Origin of the sequence: Shinella sp. H4-D48 (assembly GCF_022637395.1) — a bacterium.
GTDB lineage: Bacteria > Pseudomonadota > Alphaproteobacteria > Rhizobiales > Rhizobiaceae > Shinella > Shinella sedimenti.
In genome coordinates, this window is record NZ_CP093337.1 from 2,405,415 (window position 1) to 2,422,959 (window position 17,545).

General features: G+C 66.4%; 21 protein-coding genes. All 21 read right to left on the reverse strand.

Annotated elements, in window-relative coordinates:
* Positions 1-16 precede the first annotated feature (16 nt).
* The 21 genes from MNR02_RS11835 to MNR02_RS11935 all read right to left on the reverse strand — a co-directional run bounded on the left by MNR02_RS11835 (position 17) and on the right by MNR02_RS11935 (position 17,540).
* Positions 17-475 (reverse strand): cytochrome c-type biogenesis protein, encoded by a 459-nt coding sequence (locus tag MNR02_RS11835; RefSeq protein ID WP_241946914.1) that lies wholly within the window; start codon positions 473-475, stop codon positions 17-19.
* Positions 472-2,457 (reverse strand): heme lyase CcmF/NrfE family subunit, encoded by a 1,986-nt coding sequence (locus MNR02_RS11840; RefSeq protein ID WP_241946915.1) that lies wholly within the window; start codon positions 2,455-2,457, stop codon positions 472-474. The genes MNR02_RS11835 and MNR02_RS11840 overlap by 4 nt, the downstream gene beginning before the upstream one ends.
* Positions 2,454-2,903, reverse strand: a complete 450-nt coding sequence (ccmE, locus tag MNR02_RS11845) for a cytochrome c maturation protein CcmE (protein ID WP_241946916.1) — start codon at positions 2,901-2,903, stop codon at positions 2,454-2,456. The genes MNR02_RS11840 and ccmE overlap by 4 nt, the downstream gene beginning before the upstream one ends.
* A complete protein-coding gene (ccmI, locus tag MNR02_RS11850) occupies positions 2,900-4,039 on the reverse strand; it encodes a c-type cytochrome biogenesis protein CcmI (RefSeq protein ID WP_241946917.1) in 1,140 nt (379 codons plus the stop codon). The genes ccmE and ccmI overlap by 4 nt, the downstream gene beginning before the upstream one ends.
* A 93-nt stretch (positions 4,040-4,132) precedes the next feature.
* A complete protein-coding gene (locus MNR02_RS11855) occupies positions 4,133-4,567 on the reverse strand; it encodes a hypothetical protein (protein ID WP_241946918.1) in 435 nt (144 codons plus the stop codon).
* A gap of 101 nt (positions 4,568-4,668) precedes the next feature.
* Entirely contained in the window at positions 4,669-6,087 is a 1,419-nt protein-coding gene (locus MNR02_RS11860) for a HAMP domain-containing sensor histidine kinase (RefSeq protein WP_241946919.1), read from the reverse strand.
* Complete coding sequence (locus MNR02_RS11865) at positions 6,077-6,748, reverse strand: response regulator transcription factor (RefSeq protein WP_119258894.1); 672 nt, start codon at positions 6,746-6,748, stop codon at positions 6,077-6,079. The genes MNR02_RS11860 and MNR02_RS11865 overlap by 11 nt, the downstream gene beginning before the upstream one ends.
* 52 nt (positions 6,749-6,800) lie before the next feature.
* Positions 6,801-7,052, reverse strand: a complete 252-nt coding sequence (locus MNR02_RS11870) for a hypothetical protein (RefSeq protein WP_241597194.1) — start codon at positions 7,050-7,052, stop codon at positions 6,801-6,803.
* Positions 7,053-7,145: 93 nt separating this feature from the next.
* A complete protein-coding gene (locus tag MNR02_RS11875; protein ID WP_134647551.1) occupies positions 7,146-7,352 on the reverse strand; it encodes a hypothetical protein in 207 nt (68 codons plus the stop codon).
* A 9-nt stretch (positions 7,353-7,361) separates the two neighbouring features.
* Complete coding sequence (locus MNR02_RS11880) at positions 7,362-11,201, reverse strand: glycoside hydrolase/phage tail family protein (RefSeq protein WP_241946920.1); 3,840 nt, start codon at positions 11,199-11,201, stop codon at positions 7,362-7,364.
* Positions 11,202-11,204: 3 nt separating this feature from the next.
* The gene (locus tag MNR02_RS11885; protein ID WP_241946921.1) at positions 11,205-11,645 is read right to left on the reverse strand and encodes an NlpC/P60 family protein; all 441 of its coding nucleotides are present in this window, start codon (positions 11,643-11,645) and stop codon (positions 11,205-11,207) included.
* Positions 11,638-12,522, reverse strand: a complete 885-nt coding sequence (locus MNR02_RS11890; RefSeq protein WP_241946922.1) for a DUF2163 domain-containing protein — start codon at positions 12,520-12,522, stop codon at positions 11,638-11,640. Before MNR02_RS11890 ends, MNR02_RS11885 begins: the two co-directional genes overlap by 8 nt.
* The gene (locus MNR02_RS11895) at positions 12,519-13,154 is read right to left on the reverse strand and encodes a DUF2460 domain-containing protein (RefSeq protein ID WP_241946923.1); all 636 of its coding nucleotides are present in this window, start codon (positions 13,152-13,154) and stop codon (positions 12,519-12,521) included. The genes MNR02_RS11890 and MNR02_RS11895 overlap by 4 nt, the downstream gene beginning before the upstream one ends.
* 109 nt (positions 13,155-13,263) lie before the next feature.
* On the reverse strand, positions 13,264-13,812 hold the full coding sequence (locus MNR02_RS11900) for a phage tail tape measure protein (protein WP_241946924.1): 549 nt from the start codon (positions 13,810-13,812) through the stop codon (positions 13,264-13,266).
* Between the two features lie 3 nt (positions 13,813-13,815).
* On the reverse strand, positions 13,816-14,037 hold the full coding sequence (locus tag MNR02_RS11905; RefSeq protein ID WP_134647563.1) for a rcc01693 family protein: 222 nt from the start codon (positions 14,035-14,037) through the stop codon (positions 13,816-13,818).
* Positions 14,034-14,372, reverse strand: a complete 339-nt coding sequence (locus MNR02_RS11910; RefSeq protein ID WP_241597208.1) for a gene transfer agent family protein — start codon at positions 14,370-14,372, stop codon at positions 14,034-14,036. Before MNR02_RS11910 ends, MNR02_RS11905 begins: the two co-directional genes overlap by 4 nt.
* Entirely contained in the window at positions 14,372-14,779 is a 408-nt protein-coding gene (locus tag MNR02_RS11915) for a phage major tail protein, TP901-1 family (protein ID WP_241946925.1), read from the reverse strand. The genes MNR02_RS11910 and MNR02_RS11915 overlap by 1 nt, the downstream gene beginning before the upstream one ends.
* Before the next feature lie 26 nt (positions 14,780-14,805).
* Positions 14,806-15,213 carry a DUF3168 domain-containing protein gene (locus tag MNR02_RS11920; RefSeq protein WP_241597214.1) on the reverse strand — a complete coding sequence of 136 codons (408 nt, stop codon included), beginning with the start codon at positions 15,211-15,213 and terminating at the stop codon, positions 14,806-14,808.
* Entirely contained in the window at positions 15,210-15,542 is a 333-nt protein-coding gene (locus tag MNR02_RS11925) for a phage head closure protein (protein ID WP_241597217.1), read from the reverse strand. Before MNR02_RS11925 ends, MNR02_RS11920 begins: the two co-directional genes overlap by 4 nt.
* Entirely contained in the window at positions 15,542-16,111 is a 570-nt protein-coding gene (locus tag MNR02_RS11930) for a head-tail connector protein (protein WP_241946926.1), read from the reverse strand. The genes MNR02_RS11925 and MNR02_RS11930 overlap by 1 nt, the downstream gene beginning before the upstream one ends.
* A gap of 178 nt (positions 16,112-16,289) precedes the next feature.
* Entirely contained in the window at positions 16,290-17,540 is a 1,251-nt protein-coding gene (locus tag MNR02_RS11935) for a phage major capsid protein (protein WP_241946927.1), read from the reverse strand.
* Positions 17,541-17,545 lie beyond the last annotated feature (5 nt).

Below are 17,545 nucleotides of genomic sequence, written 5' to 3' on the forward strand. Positions count from 1 at the left end.
TGTTGGAATTTTCCTGTCAGTCGCGGCGCAGGGCACGATCCAGCTCTGCCTTTTCGGCGTCGGATAGCGGCGTTCCCGTGGGCTTGCCGCCGCGTTTGCGCACGAAAAGCACCATGGCTACGGCGCCCGCCACAAACAGCACGATCGGCGCGCCCCATAGAAGGAGCGTCTCGCCACGCAGGCGCGGATTGAGCAGTACGAATTCGCCGTAGCGGGAGACGACATAATCGATGACAGCCTCATCGCTGTCACCGTCCGTCAGCCGTTCTCGCACCAGAAGGCGCAGGTCGCGGGCCAGTTCGGCATTCGAATCGTCAATCGACTGGTTCTGGCAGACCATGCAGCGAAGCTGGGCGGACAGCGCCCGGGCGCGGGCTTCCAGCGCCGGATCGGAAAGCACCTCGTCGGGATTGACCGCAAAGGCGGGAAACGCGGCAAGCAGGAACGCTACGGCCATGAGCAGGCGGCGGATCATTCGGCCGCCTCCAGAGCCGCCTTAACCTTGCGGGCCTTTTGCGGCGCACCGACGCGAAGACGCCGGTCGAACAATGATACCGCGCCACCCGCCATCATGATGAGCGTGCCGATCCAGATGCACAGGATCATCGGCTTCCACCATACCCGCACGACGATGCCGCCATCCGCCATGGCATCTCCAAGCGAAACATAGAGCTGGCTGAACCAGAATGTGCGGATACCCGCCTCTGTCGTCGGCATGCGCCGCGCCGTGTAGAACCGCTTCGACGACCAGATGTCGGTCACGACCGCACCTGCGCGTGCGACGGTGAAGTGCCCGGATTCTTCGGAATAGTTCGGCCCCTGCCCGCGGCGCATGCCGTCGAAGGTCAGCGTGAAGCCGCCTGCCTCGACCTGCATGCCCGGCTTCATTTCCACCACATGCTCGGTCTCGAAGGCGGTAACGGCGACGATGCCGATAACAGTGACACCGATGCCGATATGCGCGAGCGCCGTGCCGAAGGCCGAGCCCGGCAGGCCGACGAAGCGGCGGAACGCGACATTGCCGGCCACCTTGCCAATACCGGCGCGCAGCCACAGATCCGTCACTGCACCCGCGATCATGTAGAAGCCGATGGCAATGCCGAAATAGGCAAGCACCGGCCCGCCGCGATAGGAATACATCACCGCAGCGGCCACCGCGAGACCGATCGCGGCCGCCGCGAACAGCCGCTGCCCCGCTGCTAGGATATCGCCACGCTTCCAGGCCAGCAGCGGTCCGAACGGCACCGCCAGCAGGAGCGGCAGCATCAGAAGGCCGAAGGTCAGGTTGAAGAACGGTGGCCCGACGGAAATCTTCTCGCCGGTCAAGGCCTCCAGCACGAGCGGATAGAGCGTGCCCGTCAGAACCGTCGCGGCGGCCGTGGTGAGGATGAGGTTGTTGAGAACGAGCGCGCCTTCGCGCGAGATCGGCGCAAACAGGCCACCGGCCTTCAGCGTCGCCGCCCGGAAGGCAAAGAGCGACAGCGCGCCGCCGATAAAGAAGATGAGGATCGCGAGGATAAAGACGCCGCGCGTCGGGTCTGTCGCGAATGCATGCACCGAGGTCAGCACGCCTGAGCGCACCAGGAAGGTGCCGAGCAGCGACATGGAGAAGGTCAGGATGGCGAGCAGCACGGTCCAGATCTTCAGCGCCTCGCGCTTTTCCATGACGAGCGCAGAATGCAGGAGCGCGGTGCCGGCAAGCCAGGGAATGAACGAAGCGTTTTCCACCGGATCCCAGAACCACCAGCCGCCCCAGCCCAGCTCGTAATAGGCCCAGTACGAGCCCATGGCGATGCCTGCGGTGAGAAACGACCAGGCGGTGAGCGCCCAGGGTCGCACCCAGCGCGCCCAAGCCGCATCGATACGGCCGTCGATCAGCGCGGCGATGGCGAAGGAGAAACAGACGGAGAAGCCGACATAGCCGAGATAGAGCAGCGGCGGGTGGATTGCGAGGCCGATATCCTGCAGGACAGGGTTGAGGTCCTGCCCCTCGGCGGGCGCCGGCGATAGACGGATGAACGGGTTCGACGTCAGGAGGATGAAGAGCGCGAAGGCCGTGGAGATCAGTCCCTGCACGGCCAGCACATTGGCCCGCAGCCGCTCGGGCAGATTGGCGCCGAAGCTTGCGACCAGCGCACTGAAGAAGACCAGGATGAGGAGCCAGAGCAGCATCGAGCCCTCATGGTTTCCCCATACGCCGGAGATCTTGTAGATCATCGGCTTCAGCGAATGCGAGTTCTCCCAGACATTCGCGACGGAGAAATCCGACACGACATAGGCGAAGGTCAGAACCGAGAAGGAAAACAGCACGAGCAGGAAACCGGCAAAGGCCGCGGCCGGCGCCACGGCCATCAGCGCCCGGTCGTTGCGGATCGTGCCGATCAGCGGCAATACCGACTGGATGATGACGGTCGCCAGCGCCAGAATGAGGGCATAATGGCCAAGCTCGATGATCATTTGATCGTTTCCTTGCCGGAGAGTTCGACGCCCTGCGCCTTCAACCTGTCCGCCACATCCTTCGGCATATAGGTCTCGTCATGCTTGGCAAGCACCGTATCGGCGATGAAGAGCCCGTCGGTGCCGAAGGTGCCTTCTGCCACCACGCCCTGCCCTTCGCGGAAAAGGTCGGGCAGAATGCCGGTATAGGTCACCGGCACCGTTGAAAGCGTATCCGTCACCGTGAAGGTAACAGTCGATCCTTCGCCGCGCTTGACCGTGCCGTCCTCGACGAGGCCGCCGAGGCGAATGCGCGTGCCGGGCGGCACGCTCGCCTTGGCCAGATCGCCTGGCACATAGAAATAGGCGATGGACTGGCTGAAGGCGAACATCACCAGCAGCACCGCCGCCACCAGAAAAGCGACGCCGCCGCCGATAACCGCCAGACGCTTCTGCTTGCGTGTCATTGTCCGCTTCCCCCGGTCGAGATCGACAGATCCCGGGCGAGCGCCACGAGCTGTTTGCCGTTTTCGCTATCCGCCGGGAACATCTTGAGCGCCGTCTGTAACGCGGCCTCCGCCTTCGGCCTTTGATCCAGCACAACATAGGAACGGATGATGCGCATCCATCCTTCGAAATTATCAGGGTCTTCGTCCAGCTTGGCGGCAAGACTGTCGACCATACCGGCGATCATCTGCTGGCGGTCACCAGCCGACATTTCTTCGGCTGCTGCCACATCGCCCACCGTGGGATTGCCGAGTGCACCGCCCGGGCCGGTTTCCGTTCCATCAGCGAGCGCCGCTATATGTCGGTTGACCAGCGGCAGCCAGGGAGCATCCGCCGGTGCATCCTTCGCCATGGTCTCAAAGGCGGCGCGCGCCTCATCGCGTCGCCCGTCCTGTTCCAGCGCCAGCGCCAGATAATATTTCGCACGCGGATTGTCGGCCTGCAGCGCCAGCGACTGCTCGAGCCGCGCGCGCGCATCCGCCGTCACGATGCCGTTCGCCTGGGCGATCAGCGTTTCGGCATAGCCATCAAGCCGCTCCTGGGTAGGGCCGAGCAGCCGGATTGCCTGCGAGAAGGCATTGGCCGCCTCTTCCATGCGTCCGTTGCGATAATAGATCGGCGCTAGGAGATCCCAGCCAGCGCCATCATCTGGATTGCGCGCAAGATGGCCTTCCGCCCGAGCAATCAGGATATTGACGTCGTTTCCGGGATTGGCGAGACGCTCCGCCAGCGGCTGCGCCGGCAGGTCCGGGCGGCCGTTCGCGATGTAAAGACAGAGACCGGTGATCGGAAGGATCGCGATGACGAAGGCCTGCGCCAGCCGGTTGCGCCGTGTCGCGGGGGCAGCCTTTTCCTTTGCCTCGGCCTTGCTTGCCGCAATCAACCGGCGCGCAACTTCGGCGCGGGCGAGCTCCGCCTCGTTCGGCGCGATGAGCCCGGTGGCCTCGTCGCGCTTCAACTCCTCGAGCTGGTCGCGATAGACCTCGACATCATGGCTGGCATCGCCCGCGGCGGCCGGTGGCCGGCGCAGCAGGGGCAGAAGGAGGACGGCGGCGACCGCTGCCGTCAGAATGGCGACGAGAATCCAGAAAAGCATGCTCGTTCCATTACTGGAACATGCGGGCGTTTCCAATTCCCCAGGGAACGATGACGCGAATTTGAGGCGTTTCGCCGCAACGGGCCGTCAGGCTCAGGACAACGGCGCCCAGGCACCGTCTGCATTGCGGCAGGCGGCGCCGCGCGTCGCGGTCTCGCGGCCGTCGACTGTCAGCGTGTGGCTGTACTGCCGGCAGTTCTGCGAACCGACCTGATAGGGTGCGGCCGCGACCACAGAGCCGCCGACGCCCTTGCCCTGCCATACGACGGGCTGGCCGCCGGGTGCGGCTTCAAGTGCACGATATTCAGCCTCGAGCGCCCGCTGCATGTCGGCTTTGGAAAGCTGCGCTGACGTGTTGCGGCTGACAAGGCCGCCCTGCAGCGCCGTGATATAGGCGGCAGGACCCGACAGGCCGCCCGATGCCGACCCGCCGAGGGAGGTTTTTCCACCTGATGTGGTCGTACATCCCGAAACCGTCACTGTCGCCAGAAGGAGGGGGAAAAAGGCGCCGCGCAAACCCGTCTTCATCCGCTGGAACCGTCTCTCACGCAAGGGCGGCAAGCCGCCGTCATTCTTCAATCCCGCGATCCTCATATCGCGGACCATCCCTTGTTGCATTGTCCGCCGTGTCAAGCAACATCCTTTGTAACGGCTGGAAGAACAAGACGCGCGAGAAGCCCGCCGCCCGGCCCGCGGGACAGCCCGAAAACACCCTGATATTCCGACGCGATTTCGTTGACGATGGAAAGGCCGAGGCCCGTGCCGGGCTTGCTCTCGTCAAGCCGCTTCCCGCGCTTCATCGCCTCGCGGATTTCGTCTGGCTCCAGTCCGGGCCCGTCGTCCTCGACTTCGACGATGACCCAGCTCTTGCGCGCATCGTCGGTCCCGCGCAGGTCGGCGGGCGCCATGAAGACGCGCAGGCTGACGGTGTTTCTGGCATAGCGCGCTGCGTTTTCCAGAAGGTTGCCGACGGTTTCCTCGATATCCTGCTGCTCCATCGCCAGCATGATACCGGGCGGATCGACATGGAGGGGAAACTGCTTGTCGGCGTTTAGCCGTCGCATCACGCGCACCAGGCGCTCCAGCACCGGAAGCGCCTCAGTGCGGGCAAGCACCGATTCGCGCTGGGCTGCGATGCGGGCGCGGTTGAGATAGGACTGCACCTGGCTCTGCATCGCCTCGGCCTGCGTCTTCACCAGTTCGCCCTGCGGCGCGGAGATCAACCGCGATTCGTTGAGAAGCACGGCAATCGGCGTCTTCAGCGAATGTGCGAGGTTGCCCACCTGCATGCGCGCCCGCTCCACGATACGCCGGTTGCTGTCGATCAGCGCGTTCACTTCGCTGGCAAGCGGCAGGATTTCGCGCGGAAATTCCCCGTCGAGCTGCTCGCTCTCCCCGGCCCGGATCTTTTCCAGCGCCTTTCGGGCGCGGTCGAGCGGTCGCAGACCGATCAGGATCGCCGCCGCGTTGAGCAACAGGCTTCCCACACCGAAACCGGCAAGCGCCAGATAGAGGCTGCCGGAGAAGTCGCTGATATCGCTTTCCAGCACGTCTCGGTTGCCGACGACCCGAAAGCGCGCCGTTCGCCCCTCGTCGTCGAGCACCACTTCCGTTTCGCCCACCTCGACCTCGTTCCCGAAGGAATCGATGGTCGTGTAGAAGCGCTCGTAGCGGGTATCGAAGGGAATGCTGTCGGTGTCCGGGATGGGAATGCTGCCCGTGCCGAGCGAGGATGAGGTCAGCGCCTCGCCCTCCAGCGTGCCGCCGATCGGCTCGACGATCCAGTACCAGCCCGATTGCGGCTGGAAGAAGCGCAGGTCGCCCAGCTGCGGCGTGCCGGCCAGACGCGTGTTCTCGCTAGTCGAGATCGAGTTGATGACGTTGTAGAGCTGCGCGCGCAGCAGGTCGCGGAAACTCTTCTCCGCGCTCTGCCGGTAGAGCGTCGAGATGACGACGGCGATGACGACAAGCGCCACCGCGGCCCAGAGGGAGGCCAGAAAGAGGACGCGAACGGTGAGCGAGCGGGAGCGCCTGGCGTTATTTGCCATTGGCGGGGGCTTGCATCCGGTAGCCGAGGCCGCGCACGGTCTCGATCAGATCGACGCCGATCTTCTTGCGCAGCCGGCCGACAAAAACCTCGATCGTGTTGGAATCGCGATCGAAATCCTGATCGTACATATGCTCGACCAGCTCGGTTCGCGAGACGACCTCGCCCATGTGATGCATGAGATAGGAGAGAAGCCGGTACTCGTGCGAGGTCAGCTTGAGGGTCTCGCCGTTGACCGTCGCCTTCGATCCCTTGGTATCCAAGCGCACCGGGCCGCAGACGATATCGGGGCTGGCATGACCCGCCGCACGGCGGATGAGCGCGCGGATGCGAGCCAGAACCTCCTCGACATGGAAGGGCTTGGCGACATAGTCGTCGGCGCCGGCATCGATGCCGGCGACCTTGTCGCTCCAGCGGTCGCGCGCCGTCAAAAGCAGCACGGGCATGGCCTTGCCGTCGGCGCGCCATTTTTCCAGCACGGTGATCCCGTCCATTTCCGGCAGGCCGATATCGAGGATGATGGCGTCATAGGGCTCGGTATCGCCGAGATAATGGCCTTCCTCGCCATCGAAGGCCTGGTCCACCACGTAGCCGGCCTCCTTCAATGCCTCGCTGAGCTGTCGGCTCAGGTTGACGTCGTCCTCGACCACCAGGATTCGCATGCGCCCTCTTTCTATCAGCAATCCCCTCGCCGGGCCGACTGGCCCGACGGTCTTACATCGGTACGCGTACCGTCACCTTGCGCGGCCGGGCATTGTCCTTGCCCGGCACCAGCACGGTCACCACGCAGCTGTCGCCGCTCGGCTCCGCCGAAAGCAGTTCACCGCCCGTCTGCGACACCACCTGCGCAGCCGCATTGCTGCAGTCGCCCGAAACCGAGACGACATCCCGCTGGACGCCCGCATCGAACGGGACCGGGTGCATCAGGCTGGCCGCAAGTGCGGTTATGAGAATTGGCGAAGCCATCGACATACTTTCAGGTGCTCATCAGTGTGACGCAAGCAATAAACGATCCTCGCTGAATGGCAAATGAATGCCGGGCAGACTTTCTGCAAAGCGTCATCCGACGCGCCGGCGTGCCGAAAGGCGGCCGATCAGCGCCACGAGCCCGCCTACGACGCCGACTGCGGCGACGATCAGGTCGGCAAGTTCACCCTCGTCGCCCGCCGTCACCTCGATCCCCAGAGCGTGAGCGAAGGAGGCGAGAATCGCGATCAGCGCGCCCCAGACGGTACGGGACTGATACCAGGCTTTCACGTCGTTCATGGTCTTCTCCTAGAGGTTCAGGGTTGCCTGCGCGGCGATGCCAAGCGGAATGGCCCGCCCGAGCTGGTGCACGCGAATGGTGATCGAGGCCTGCGTGGCACCGAAATCGGCAAGTTCGCTAGCAGATGGATAGAGGCAGGCCGGCGCCGTCACCTCAAAGCTCCGCACCACCGTGGAACCGGAGAGGATATCGAGGCGGTAGGCCTCGTTCGGTTCGTCGAGCGGGATCTCCGTCGCAAGCCAGGTGTCCGAATCGATCCGCCCGCGCCTCGTCCATGTAAAGCGCACTGCGCCGTCCGATCCCCGCTCGCCGCGTAGATGCACCGGGGCAAGCGGCGTCAGCGCCCGTTCGCCACCGGCAAAAGCATAGGGACCGGCCTGTCCCTGCGGCGCACCCACCGCATCGACGATCCAGTTGGAAAGCCGCCCCACCTCCTCGACATCGAGCCCGAGCGGCCGTACCGTTTCATCCAGCACCACCGCCTGCGCATTGGCTGCGTGACCCGAGATCATCGCGTCTTCCGTGCCATGCAGGGCGCGCAGCAGGCCCGATAGCCGCCAGCGGGCCGGGGCGATTTCGCTCGCCTGTTGGAAGCCGATCACCTCCCATGCCCCGTTGTCGCCCCGCACAGCGATCCGGTTCGCGCCGTTGAGCATGCTCACCATATCGGCCGAGGCGAGCTCACCGCCCGGCAGATCGAGGACAATGACATTGGAGAGGTCGGACAATCCCACCGGCCCGGGCGCAAGCGGTTCGACGAGTCGGCCGATGCGCGCCGGCCGGTCCAGCCGCGCCCGCGGCCTGAACCCCTCCAATCCCTCTGAACTAGAGAGGACCATGGCGCGCCACGGCTTGGCATAGGCGGCGGCGCGCGCGAAATCCTGCGCGCTGCCGGAGCCGAGAACGGGCAGGTCGAGCAGAACGATTTCGGGCGCGAAGGCATCCGATGGGCCCGGACCGTTCACGGGCTCCCCGCCCCCCTCGCCCAGCGTCGGCGCGCCGTTGTCGCCGGCCGCAATCGCCCGCGCCTCCACCTCGCGCACCAACCCGTCGGTGATGTCGGTGATCAGGAAACGCCCCGCCGGGCCGTCCGTCAGCCGCACGACATCGCCGGGCGTGACACCGAGCGCCGTCGGCGGCAGACGAAATGTCACGCGCCGCTGTGCGGCCCGGTGATCGCGCAAGGCCGTCTCGACCGCCGAGGCAGCCGCCCCCGCATGCAGCACGGCCGGCAGGCCGAGCCGCAGCACCCGGTCGGTGTCGCCGGCCATGCGTCGCGAGCGTGTCGTGGCATGCGCATAGGCGCCGGCATCGTCGAAATGATCGAGGATCGCCTCGCCGGCGAATTCGCTGATATGCGCGCGGCTTTCCTCGAACAGCGCCTCGTCCGGCCGCTCGGCGAGCACATCGAGATCCTCGGGCGGCAGCGCGGATTTCAGCCGCGAGCGGAAGGTCAGCCGGCCGTTCGCCTCCAGCGCGTCGATCTGGAATGCCGCCATGATCGGCTCGATCATCGCCCGCGCCGAAGCCTGTTCGCCTTGCACGAAGCCCGGCAGGTCACCGGAAACGCCGGACACGTCGAAATCCGAGAAGCCGTGATCGCGCAGGATGGCGGCGATGACATCGGCGACGGTGCCGGTACCCAGCCGCCCGCTCAGCCAGTGACCGCGCTGCCAGTTGCTTCCGTCGGACCAAAGCCCTGTTTTCTGCGGGAAGGCTGGATACGGCCGCGCGTCCCAGGTCCACAGGAAGATGCGGCCGGGATCCACCATGCCCGGTTCTGGGCCCTCACCCTGCCACCAGCTGTGATGCGCGTCGAGGAAACGGCGCTGGGTCGAATCGGCACGGGCGCCGCCGGAATGATAGGGCAGCGCATTTTCCGCGCTTTTCGGATCGACGAAGACGTTCGGCTGGTTTGCGCCCTTGTCCACGGCCGGGCAACCCAGTTCCGTGAACCAGATCGGCTTGGAGCGCGGCACCCAGGCGGTCGGGCTCGCAAGCTCGGTGCCACCGGGGCCGCGCTCATAGTGGCGGTTCGCCCACCAGCTTTCGATATCCTTGTAGCGGAACACCCATGGCTTGCCGGCCATGCCGTCGGTGATCGGCGTGCGGCTGCGCGCCCGGCGGTCCGCGGCGCTGGCATAATACCAGTCGAAGCCCTCTCCGCTCCTGATATGGGCGCGCATCGCGGCCACGTCTTCAGCATGGCGGAAGTCGTCTGGATTGCCGGCGACGGTGTCGCCGTCCTGCCAGTCGGCAAGCGGCATATAATTGTCGATGCCGACGGCGTCGATGGCAGGGGAGGCCCAGAGCGGATCGAGGTGATAGCGCACCTCGCCGCTGCCATCGGCCGGCTGGAAGCCGAAATACTCGCTCCAGTCGGCCGCGTAGGTGATCTTCGTGCCGGCGCGCAGCACCGCACGCACGTCCGCCGCCAGATCGCACAAGCCGTCGACAAAGGGAAAGCGCCCGGCCGCATCGCGCAGCCAGGTCAGGCCGCGCATTTCCGAACCGATAAGAAAGCCATGCACGCCGCCCGCCACTTCCGCCAGATGCGCGTAGTGCAGGATGAGCCTGCGGAAACCGCTGTCGCCTGAAGGTCCCATAACCGTCTCGCCCGATATGGAGAAATGGCCGGCCTGGGCGTTGCCGAGGAATGCCTGCACCTGGCTGCGCGCGGCATTGGTCTTGTCCGCACCGGGCGGATAACAGGTGATGCGGCCGCGCCACGGATAGGGCGCCTGCAGGGCCGCGCCATAGGGGTCCGGCAGGGTATTGTCAGCGGGAACGTCCATCAGAAGGAAGGGATAGAGATAGACCTCCAGTCCCCGCGCCTTCAGATTGCGGATCGCCGCGATCACCCCGGCATCGGAAGGCGTGCCCCCGTACGCAGGCGAGCCGCCGTTGCGGCTCACCACATGTGCGTTGCCGCGCGCAATGCCTGAAACGCGCCACGGCCGTGTCTCCTGCCCACGCGCGGAAACCTCGACGCCCGGGACGATCCGGCACTGGCCTGCCCGCAGGTCCGTGCCGAACCAGCCCACCACCAGCCCGACCCGCTTGAGATTGGGACACAGCGCCTGCAATTCATCGATGGAGGCCTGCCAGTCGGTGGAGGCGGTCAGCGTGTTGCGGTTGACATGGCGTGCCGAGCCGTTGCCGAAATTCTCCGTCACCAGGCCGGGATCGTAACCGTGCTCACTTGAGCCGGGAATGATCGTCACCGCGCGGATATCCGTTTCCAGCGCGCCGACCGGCCGCAGCACCTCGAATTGCAGCACCGGCAGGCGGTTGCCGTAGCTGTCGAGCGGCAGCCGTTCGAAAACCGCATAGGCGAGCCCGCGATAGGCCGGCGTGTTGCCTGCACCCTGCTTGGCTTCGATCAGCGGATCGGGCTGCTGCGTGCGCGTGCCCTTGTGGATGCGCATCTCGACGGAGCGCAGGTCCAGTTCGCGGCCGTCGGCCCACACGCGGCGCACCGCCGCAATCGGCCCTTCGCAGATGCCCACGGCGAGGTTCGCATAGTAGCGATAGGTTTCGACGCGCGGCCCGCGGCCCTTGCCGCCCTGCCGCTCGACCGTAACCTCCTCCTCGAAGCGCGTCGCCCAGATCAGCGTGCCGCCCACCCGCATGGTGCCGTAGACGCGGCCGATCGCCGTTCCCTCATCGGCACCCGGCAGGCGCGCGTCACCAAGCCGCGGGCCGGTGATCGTCTTCGAACCGTTGATGAGGGATCGGTCGACGATGGAGCCCGCAAGCGCGCCCACGGCGCGGCCGACGATGGCGCCGACAGGCCCGAACACGCCGCCGAGGGCGGCACCCGCCGCCTGGAAGAGAATGGTCGCCATGGATCAGGAAAGCTCCGGGAAGCGGAAGACGCCGGCAATGCGCCGGCGCCAGGAGGGAATGAGCGGCGATTCGATCACCGCCGCCTGCTCATAGGCGTGAATGAAGCGCGCATCCGGCGCGGCGATACCGGCATGCTTGGCCGCCGCCGCCTCCTGCCAGCGGAAGATGAGGAGATCGCCCGGCCTGAGCGCCGAGGCGGGCAGCGCCGGCCCGCAGTGCCGTGCGGCGGCGAGCAGCAACCGCTCCTCGCCTGCCCGCTCGGCCCAGTCCGGCGCATAGGGTGCCGGCACCTCCGGCTCGGCGCCATAGAGTTCGCGCCAAACGCCGCGCACCAGCCCGAGGCAATCGCAACCGACGCCCTTCAGCGAGCCCTGATGCCGATACGGTGTGCCGATGAAACCGCGCGCCACGGCCACGATCCGGTACCCGAAATCATCAGCCATAGAGCGGCCTCCCGTCATGCACGGTCTGGCCGTCGGCATAGCCGTAGCTGAAATCGCTGCCCGGCATATGGGGAAAACCCTGGAAGTTCAGCCGGTTGTTGAACTTCGCCTTGCAGGTGGAAAAGCGCTTGTCGCAGCCCGCCGTCACCTGCAGCGTATCGCCAACGGCCACACCCGCCGCCATGGGCAGCCAGAGCGTGAGAGAATCGACGCCGGCACCTTTACGGTGATCCTCGATATCGGCCGAAAGCCCGGCCGCCGCCCCGCCGGTGAAGGAAAGCACGCCGTAGCGGAAGAAGCGCTCCGCGAAACCCGAAAGGCCGGTCACGTCGATGTGCATGTCATCAGTGACCGCGCTGACCGTCGCGGTCGCGCGGTAGGCGGCAAGATTGACGCCGCAGCGTCCGTCGCCCAACACGGCGTCGCACTGCCGGCCATAGATACGGCCCTTCACCTGATCGAGCTTGTGCGTGAGGCGCCGAAGCTCGGCGCGGAAAAGCCCGCCCTCGCGGCGCACTTCACCAAGCTCGGCGGTGCGCAGAAGGAGCCGCTGCCCGGTCTCCTGCCAGTTGACCAGGAACACCTCGACCTTCGCGCCGTCATAGCGCCCGGCCGACAGGTCCTCCGCCGTGATCGCATCCGCCGAAAAACCGCCGGAGACATCGCCGCCCTCGGCGGAAAGGCCGTTGCCGTCCTCCGTCTCGCTCGCTTCGAAGCCGCTCGCCGCGAGATAGGTGAGACCGTCGAATTCAAGGTCGCGGTCGTGATCGGTAAAGCCGAGAACGACGTCGTCGCGGCGCACGACGCGCCAGGCATTGCACAGCGTCGTCGCCTCGCCGTCGAGATGGGCCTGCAGCCCTACCGGAATCGTCCTCATGGCCTGATCTCCACCAGCGGAATGGAGGGAATGCGGCCCGCATTGAACTGGGCAAGGTCGATATCGATGCGGTCGGTATCGAAACGCACCGGCACGTCGAATTCGAAACCCGCCCGCACCGCGCCGGCAGCCGGGATCTTGTCCGGCTTGAAGGTCACGAGACCCGCCGCATGGTTGACCACATAGTCTCCCGTCGGCACCACCGCACCCGCCACCGAGACCACCACCGTGCTCGCCACGGGTTTCTCGATCGGGCGCACCGTCTCGCCGCCCACATCCGCATAGCGCTTCACCAATCGGAATATTACCGTCGTCCCGTCAGCGGTGCCAAGCAGCTGATCGGTCGCACTCACGGTCGCGCCGGGCGCGCAGGACTTGTGGTCAACGGGATCGCGGAAGCGAAACCCGTTGAACTGCCCCGCCCGCGCCTCGAAGAAGTTCAGCACCGCGTAGAGATCATCCACGGAGCGCACGCCCGAGCCGGCGTCATAGCGCCGGCGCGCGTCCTGCCAGCGGCGATTGCGGTTCTCCCGGCCGTTGGAAAGGCTGACGATATCCGTGCGCCTGACCGGCCCGCCGCTTGTACCGAGCGCGACCCGCAAGGGAAACCGCACATCATGAAATCCCGCCATCTCGATATCTCCATAAATGGGACTGCCCTTCACCCGCCTGCTGGCACCTCTCGCCGCGACGCCATCGCCAACGGTGGGCGTCGCAATCTGGGCCCCCGCCCCCAAACGCTCACAAACTCCGCTGCCCGCGCCCCACCGCACGCGTCAGCATGGCGGCAATCTGTCCCTCGGATTTGCGGAAGCTCGCCGCGTCCTGCGTTGTCACGTTGAAGACGATCTGCCCTGCACCACCCCCGCCGGCGGCAACGCCAAGCGAACCGTCCGGCCCCCGCTTCAGCGGAAGGATCGTTTCCGCGCCCGCCTCGCCCATCAATCCCAGTCCGCCGCCGCTGCCGAAATAGGTCGGCGCAGAGACGACACCGCCCTTGGCGAAGGGCGTCGCGCCGCCGAGCAGGTTGGAAATGCCTGACGACAGCAACCCTTCCAGCGGCTTCAGGCCCACCGAAAGCGCGATGTCGCTCATGCGCAGCGCGAGCCCGCGCAGCACGCTGTCCAGCCTGCGTCCGTCCACCACCGCGCCCTTCAGCGCCGAGGTCAGCGCGAAGCCGAAGGAGCGCGAGCGCGCCTCCAGATCGTCGAACACGTCTGTCAGCGCCTCGGCCTGCTGCCGCGTGTCGGCAAGCGAGGCGGATCGTGCATTGTCGTCCGAAGTCGCCATGTTTCACTCCATCTCGTCGGGAAAGGCCTGCATCAGGGCGGTCAAAGCCCCGCGCCCCGGCACCACCGCCGAAGGCCGCAGCAGGCCGAGAGCGAAGCCAAGCTCGCGCGGAGTCATCGCCCAGAAATCACGTGCGGAAAGCCGCATGCGGCACAGCCCGGCATGCAGCACTGCCTCCCAGGGGAAGGCAGGTGCCGCGCCGGACGCGCCGGATGCGGCCCTCAAGGGTTTTCGTTTTGCGCCGCCCCGCCGAAGGTCGCCTGCAGCAGTTCGGCGGCAATGCGCGCGAAACCCGCCAGCCCGTCCGCCACCGCCATGGCCGCCACCTCCTCGTCGCTGAAAAGGTTGCCGCCGCCGCGCAGCCCGGCACCAATGATGCGGATCAGGTCGTCCGCCTTCAGCCGCCCGGAGGAAAAGCGCTCGGCAAGCCCGGTCAGGCTGTCGACGGCAAAGGCCGTTTCCAGCTCGGCGAGCGCGCCGAGCGTCAGGCACAGCACCCGCCGGATGCCGTCGAAGTCGGCCTCGATCTCGCCGCGATGCCGGTTTGCCCGCGCGCCCATCACACCACCTCGAAGGTCAGTTGTCCCGCAGATTCAAGCGCGATCTCGAAAACCACCTCGCCGTCATGCGCGCCGGAATATTCCAGCGCCGCGATCTGGAACGCGCCGGAGACCTTGCCGAAATCGGGGATCACCACCTGCCAGGGCACGATCGCGCCGGCGAAGAACAGCGAGCGCACCAGCGCGTCCGATGCCTGGTCCTTGAAGATACCGCTGCCGGAAACGGCCGCGCGCTGCACACCTGCACCGCCCAGCAGTTCACGCCAGCGTCCCGCCGACTCCGCGTCGGTCACGTCGACGAGCTGCGTGTTGAACGACAGCCGTTTCGAGCGCAGCCCCGCGACCGTCGCGAAGCCCGTACCGTTATCGACTTTGAGCAGCAGATCCCGCCCCTTCTGTGCCACCATGGCCCGATCCTTTCCATGAAACGTTGTTAGAGAACGGGCTCCGTCACGGCCCGAAAGCGCATTTCGGCGCGGTGGAAGCGCGACTTGCCGTCCCGCCGCAGCTGCGTGTCGCGGTGCAGCAGCAAAACGAGGTGATGGCCATCCAGCGCGAGCGGCGCGTCATGCAGGGCGGCGCGAACCGCCGCCGCGATGGCCTGCACGGTCTTGTGGCCCGCCGCCTCGCTCCAGGCCTCCAGCAGCACCGTGTGCTGCTCGCCCGGCTCGCTCGCCGTCGAATGATCGGTGCTGTCGATGCCGGCGATCACCAGAAGCGGCGCCGCCGGCTGGGAAAGCCTGCGGTCGGTGATGCCGTCGGGGCCGACGAGTGCCGTCAGCGCCGCATCGGCGGAAAGCCGTCCGAAGACCGCCTTCTGCAAGGCGGATGCCGCGCTCATGGGCTCAACTCCTCGCAGTCGCAGAGCGTGTAGCGCCCCGTTTCGTCCGGATCGCGGAAGGCGACGAGCGCGAAAATACGCGCGCCCTTGCGCAGCCGCATGCCGCCGTTGAGATCGCCGCGCGCGCGCAGCCAGATGCGGTGCGTCACCCGCCGTTGCAGCGCGCCGGCTGCCTCACTGAGGCCGGCCGATACCGGCTCGATGCGCGCCCAGAGCGTCGCGAGCGCGGCGAACCCGGTCTCCACGCCGCCCTGCCCGTCCGACGTTTCCACCGGGCGCTCCAGCACCAGCCGCACGCTCAGCGCGCCGGGATCGATGGGTTTCGTCATCACAGCCTCCGCAGGCGATGGGGTGCGATGAGACGGTCGTAGCCTTGCGGCACCGCGCCCGGCTGGTCGTCCAGCGAGACGACGCCGCGCAACTCGAACATCGCCGCCACATGCAGCAGCAGCGCCCGCTTCAGCGTATCGGGCACATCAGCGCCGCTTTCGCCGAAGCCGGCGGTGAAATCGATCTCGATGCCGTTGAGCGCGCGTCTGGTCTCCGGACGGTCCGGCAGCAAGAGCCGCGCCGGGCGGGCGGTCCCGTCGAGCACGGCGCCTGCAAGCGCCACCTCTACAGGATCACCCAGTTCATCATAAACCGTTACGGTTTCAATGGTTTGCACCGGCCCTCTGGTAATCTGAATCATCTGGCCGTCCGGCCAGCCATCGAGATAGAGCCTCAGCGTCCGCGTGATGAGGCAGAGCCCCGTCTCGCTTTCCAGATGGTCGCGGGCGGTGCGGATGAGCGCTGCGAGCAGCGCATCCTCGTCGTCGGTCTCCAGGCGCAGATGCGCCTTCGCCTCGGCAAGCGTGATCGGCTCGGCCGCGGGCGGTAGAAGTTCGGCAATGGTCATGGTCGTCCTCTTGCGGTGAAAGGGATGCGGGCGCGGCCGGGAGGAAGAGCCGCGCCCGCCGGCACCGGCGGCAGGGGACGACCGCCGGTGCGAGAAGAATGGAGGAAGGAAAGCAGCGCCCGCGACCCCTTCTGCCCGCAGGCAGGGAGAGGGAGCGGATACGCTGGCGACCGAGACCTCAGCTCGCCGCGAACTTCACCAGCTTGATCGCCTCGAAGTTCTGCACGCCACCGCCCACGCGCTTGGTCGTATAGAAAAGGACGTAGGGCTTGGCGGAATAGGGATCACGCAGCACGCGAACGCCTGTGCGGTCGACGACGAGATAGCCGGCGCGGAAATCGCCGAAGGCGATGGAGAAGCTGTCGGCCGCCACGTCGGGCATGTCCTCGGCCTCGGCGATGGCAAAGCCCATCAGCGAAGCCGCCTGGCCCGGCGTTGCCGGCGGGCGCCAGAGATAATTGCCGTCGGCATCCTTGAACTTGCGGATCGCGCCTTGCGTCTTGCGGTTCATCACAAAGCTCGCATTCTGCCGGTGCCCCGCCTTCAGCGCATAGATCGTGTCGATCAGCGTGTCGGACGGGCCGCTCGCCTTGAAGGCGCCGGCGGCCCCCGTGGCGATATAGCCGATATTGCCCCAGCTCCAGCCGGCATCCGCCACGTTGGTATAGCTGAGGAAACCCTTCGGCTTGTTGGTCCCGTCACCGGAAACGAAGGCGGTCCCTTCCTGCTCGCCGAAGACGATGTCCACCTCCGAGGCAATCCAGCTTTCCACGTCCACCGCCGCATCGTCGAGCAGGGCCGCCGTCGCCGCCGGCATGGCGTAGAGCTCCATGGTCGGGAAGGAGAGTTCGGCAAGCTGCGCCGTGCCGGTCTGCGGGCGCGACGCCGTTTCGGACACCCAGCCGGAGGCCATGCCCGATGTGGCGAACGGCTTTTTCAGCACCGCGCCCGAAACCTGGCGCACCGTGGCGAGCGCCCGGATCGGCGAAGCGGCGGAAAGCCGGCGGCCGATTTCCGTGTCGGTCTCCGGCGGCACGAGGTAGCCGCCGTCCGCCGCCGAGCCGACGGACATGGCCTTTTCGTCCAGCGCGCGCAGGGCGCTTTCATCGCCGCGTCGCATATAGGCGGAAAATGCCGCCTTGTGTTCGGCCGCTTCCAGGCTCACAGCACCGCTGCCGCCAAGCGCCGGCCGCGCCTTCTTCAGCGCCAGCTGGTCGAGCACCCGCTTTTGGTCGTCCATGGCGCGGTTGATGCGGTCCACCTTCTCACGGGTCACCACATCGCTGGTCAGTTTCTGCTCGATCTCGCCGAGCCTGCGGTCGTTGGTCTCCTTGAAGGCTTCGAAGGCCTCCATGAAGTCGTCGAAGGCGGCGGTCATGGTTTCCGGCACCGCCTTGATTTCCGGCGCGGTCTTGAGGGTATCCGTCATGTCGT

Excerpts from the sequence above, each read along its gene's own strand:
- MNR02_RS11915 (WP_241946925.1), bottom strand. The coding sequence starts at position 14,779 with ATGGTGGCACAGAAGGGGCGGGATCTGCTGCTCAAAGTCGATAACGGT.
- MNR02_RS11925 (WP_241597217.1), bottom strand. The coding sequence starts at position 15,542 with ATGACGAAACCCATCGATCCCGGCGCGCTGAGCGTGCGGCTGGTGCTG.
- MNR02_RS11870 (WP_241597194.1), bottom strand. The coding sequence starts at position 7,052 with ATGGCTTCGCCAATTCTCATAACCGCACTTGCGGCCAGCCTGATGCAC.
- MNR02_RS11865 (WP_119258894.1), bottom strand. The coding sequence starts at position 6,748 with ATGCGAATCCTGGTGGTCGAGGACGACGTCAACCTGAGCCGACAGCTC.
- MNR02_RS11910 (WP_241597208.1), bottom strand. The coding sequence starts at position 14,372 with ATGGGCGCGCGGGCAAACCGGCATCGCGGCGAGATCGAGGCCGACTTC.
- MNR02_RS11860 (WP_241946919.1), bottom strand. The coding sequence starts at position 6,087 with ATGGCAAATAACGCCAGGCGCTCCCGCTCGCTCACCGTTCGCGTCCTC.
- MNR02_RS11895 (WP_241946923.1), bottom strand. The coding sequence starts at position 13,154 with ATGGCGGGATTTCATGATGTGCGGTTTCCCTTGCGGGTCGCGCTCGGT.
- MNR02_RS11935 (WP_241946927.1), bottom strand. The coding sequence starts at position 17,540 with ATGACGGATACCCTCAAGACCGCGCCGGAAATCAAGGCGGTGCCGGAA.
- MNR02_RS11835 (WP_241946914.1), bottom strand. The coding sequence starts at position 475 with ATGATCCGCCGCCTGCTCATGGCCGTAGCGTTCCTGCTTGCCGCGTTT.
- MNR02_RS11880 (WP_241946920.1), bottom strand. The coding sequence starts at position 11,201 with ATGGCGACCATTCTCTTCCAGGCGGCGGGTGCCGCCCTCGGCGGCGTG.
- MNR02_RS11920 (WP_241597214.1), bottom strand. The coding sequence starts at position 15,213 with ATGAGCGCGGCATCCGCCTTGCAGAAGGCGGTCTTCGGACGGCTTTCC.
- MNR02_RS11875 (WP_134647551.1), bottom strand. The coding sequence starts at position 7,352 with ATGAACGACGTGAAAGCCTGGTATCAGTCCCGTACCGTCTGGGGCGCG.
- ccmI (WP_241946917.1), bottom strand. The coding sequence starts at position 4,039 with ATGCTTTTCTGGATTCTCGTCGCCATTCTGACGGCAGCGGTCGCCGCC.
- MNR02_RS11890 (WP_241946922.1), bottom strand. The coding sequence starts at position 12,522 with ATGAGGACGATTCCGGTAGGGCTGCAGGCCCATCTCGACGGCGAGGCG.
- MNR02_RS11840 (WP_241946915.1), bottom strand. The coding sequence starts at position 2,457 with ATGATCATCGAGCTTGGCCATTATGCCCTCATTCTGGCGCTGGCGACC.
- MNR02_RS11900 (WP_241946924.1), bottom strand. The coding sequence starts at position 13,812 with ATGGCGACTTCGGACGACAATGCACGATCCGCCTCGCTTGCCGACACG.
- MNR02_RS11885 (WP_241946921.1), bottom strand. The coding sequence starts at position 11,645 with ATGGCTGATGATTTCGGGTACCGGATCGTGGCCGTGGCGCGCGGTTTC.
- MNR02_RS11930 (WP_241946926.1), bottom strand. The coding sequence starts at position 16,111 with ATGACCATTGCCGAACTTCTACCGCCCGCGGCCGAGCCGATCACGCTT.
- ccmE (WP_241946916.1), bottom strand. The coding sequence starts at position 2,903 with ATGACACGCAAGCAGAAGCGTCTGGCGGTTATCGGCGGCGGCGTCGCT.
- MNR02_RS11855 (WP_241946918.1), bottom strand. The coding sequence starts at position 4,567 with ATGAAGACGGGTTTGCGCGGCGCCTTTTTCCCCCTCCTTCTGGCGACA.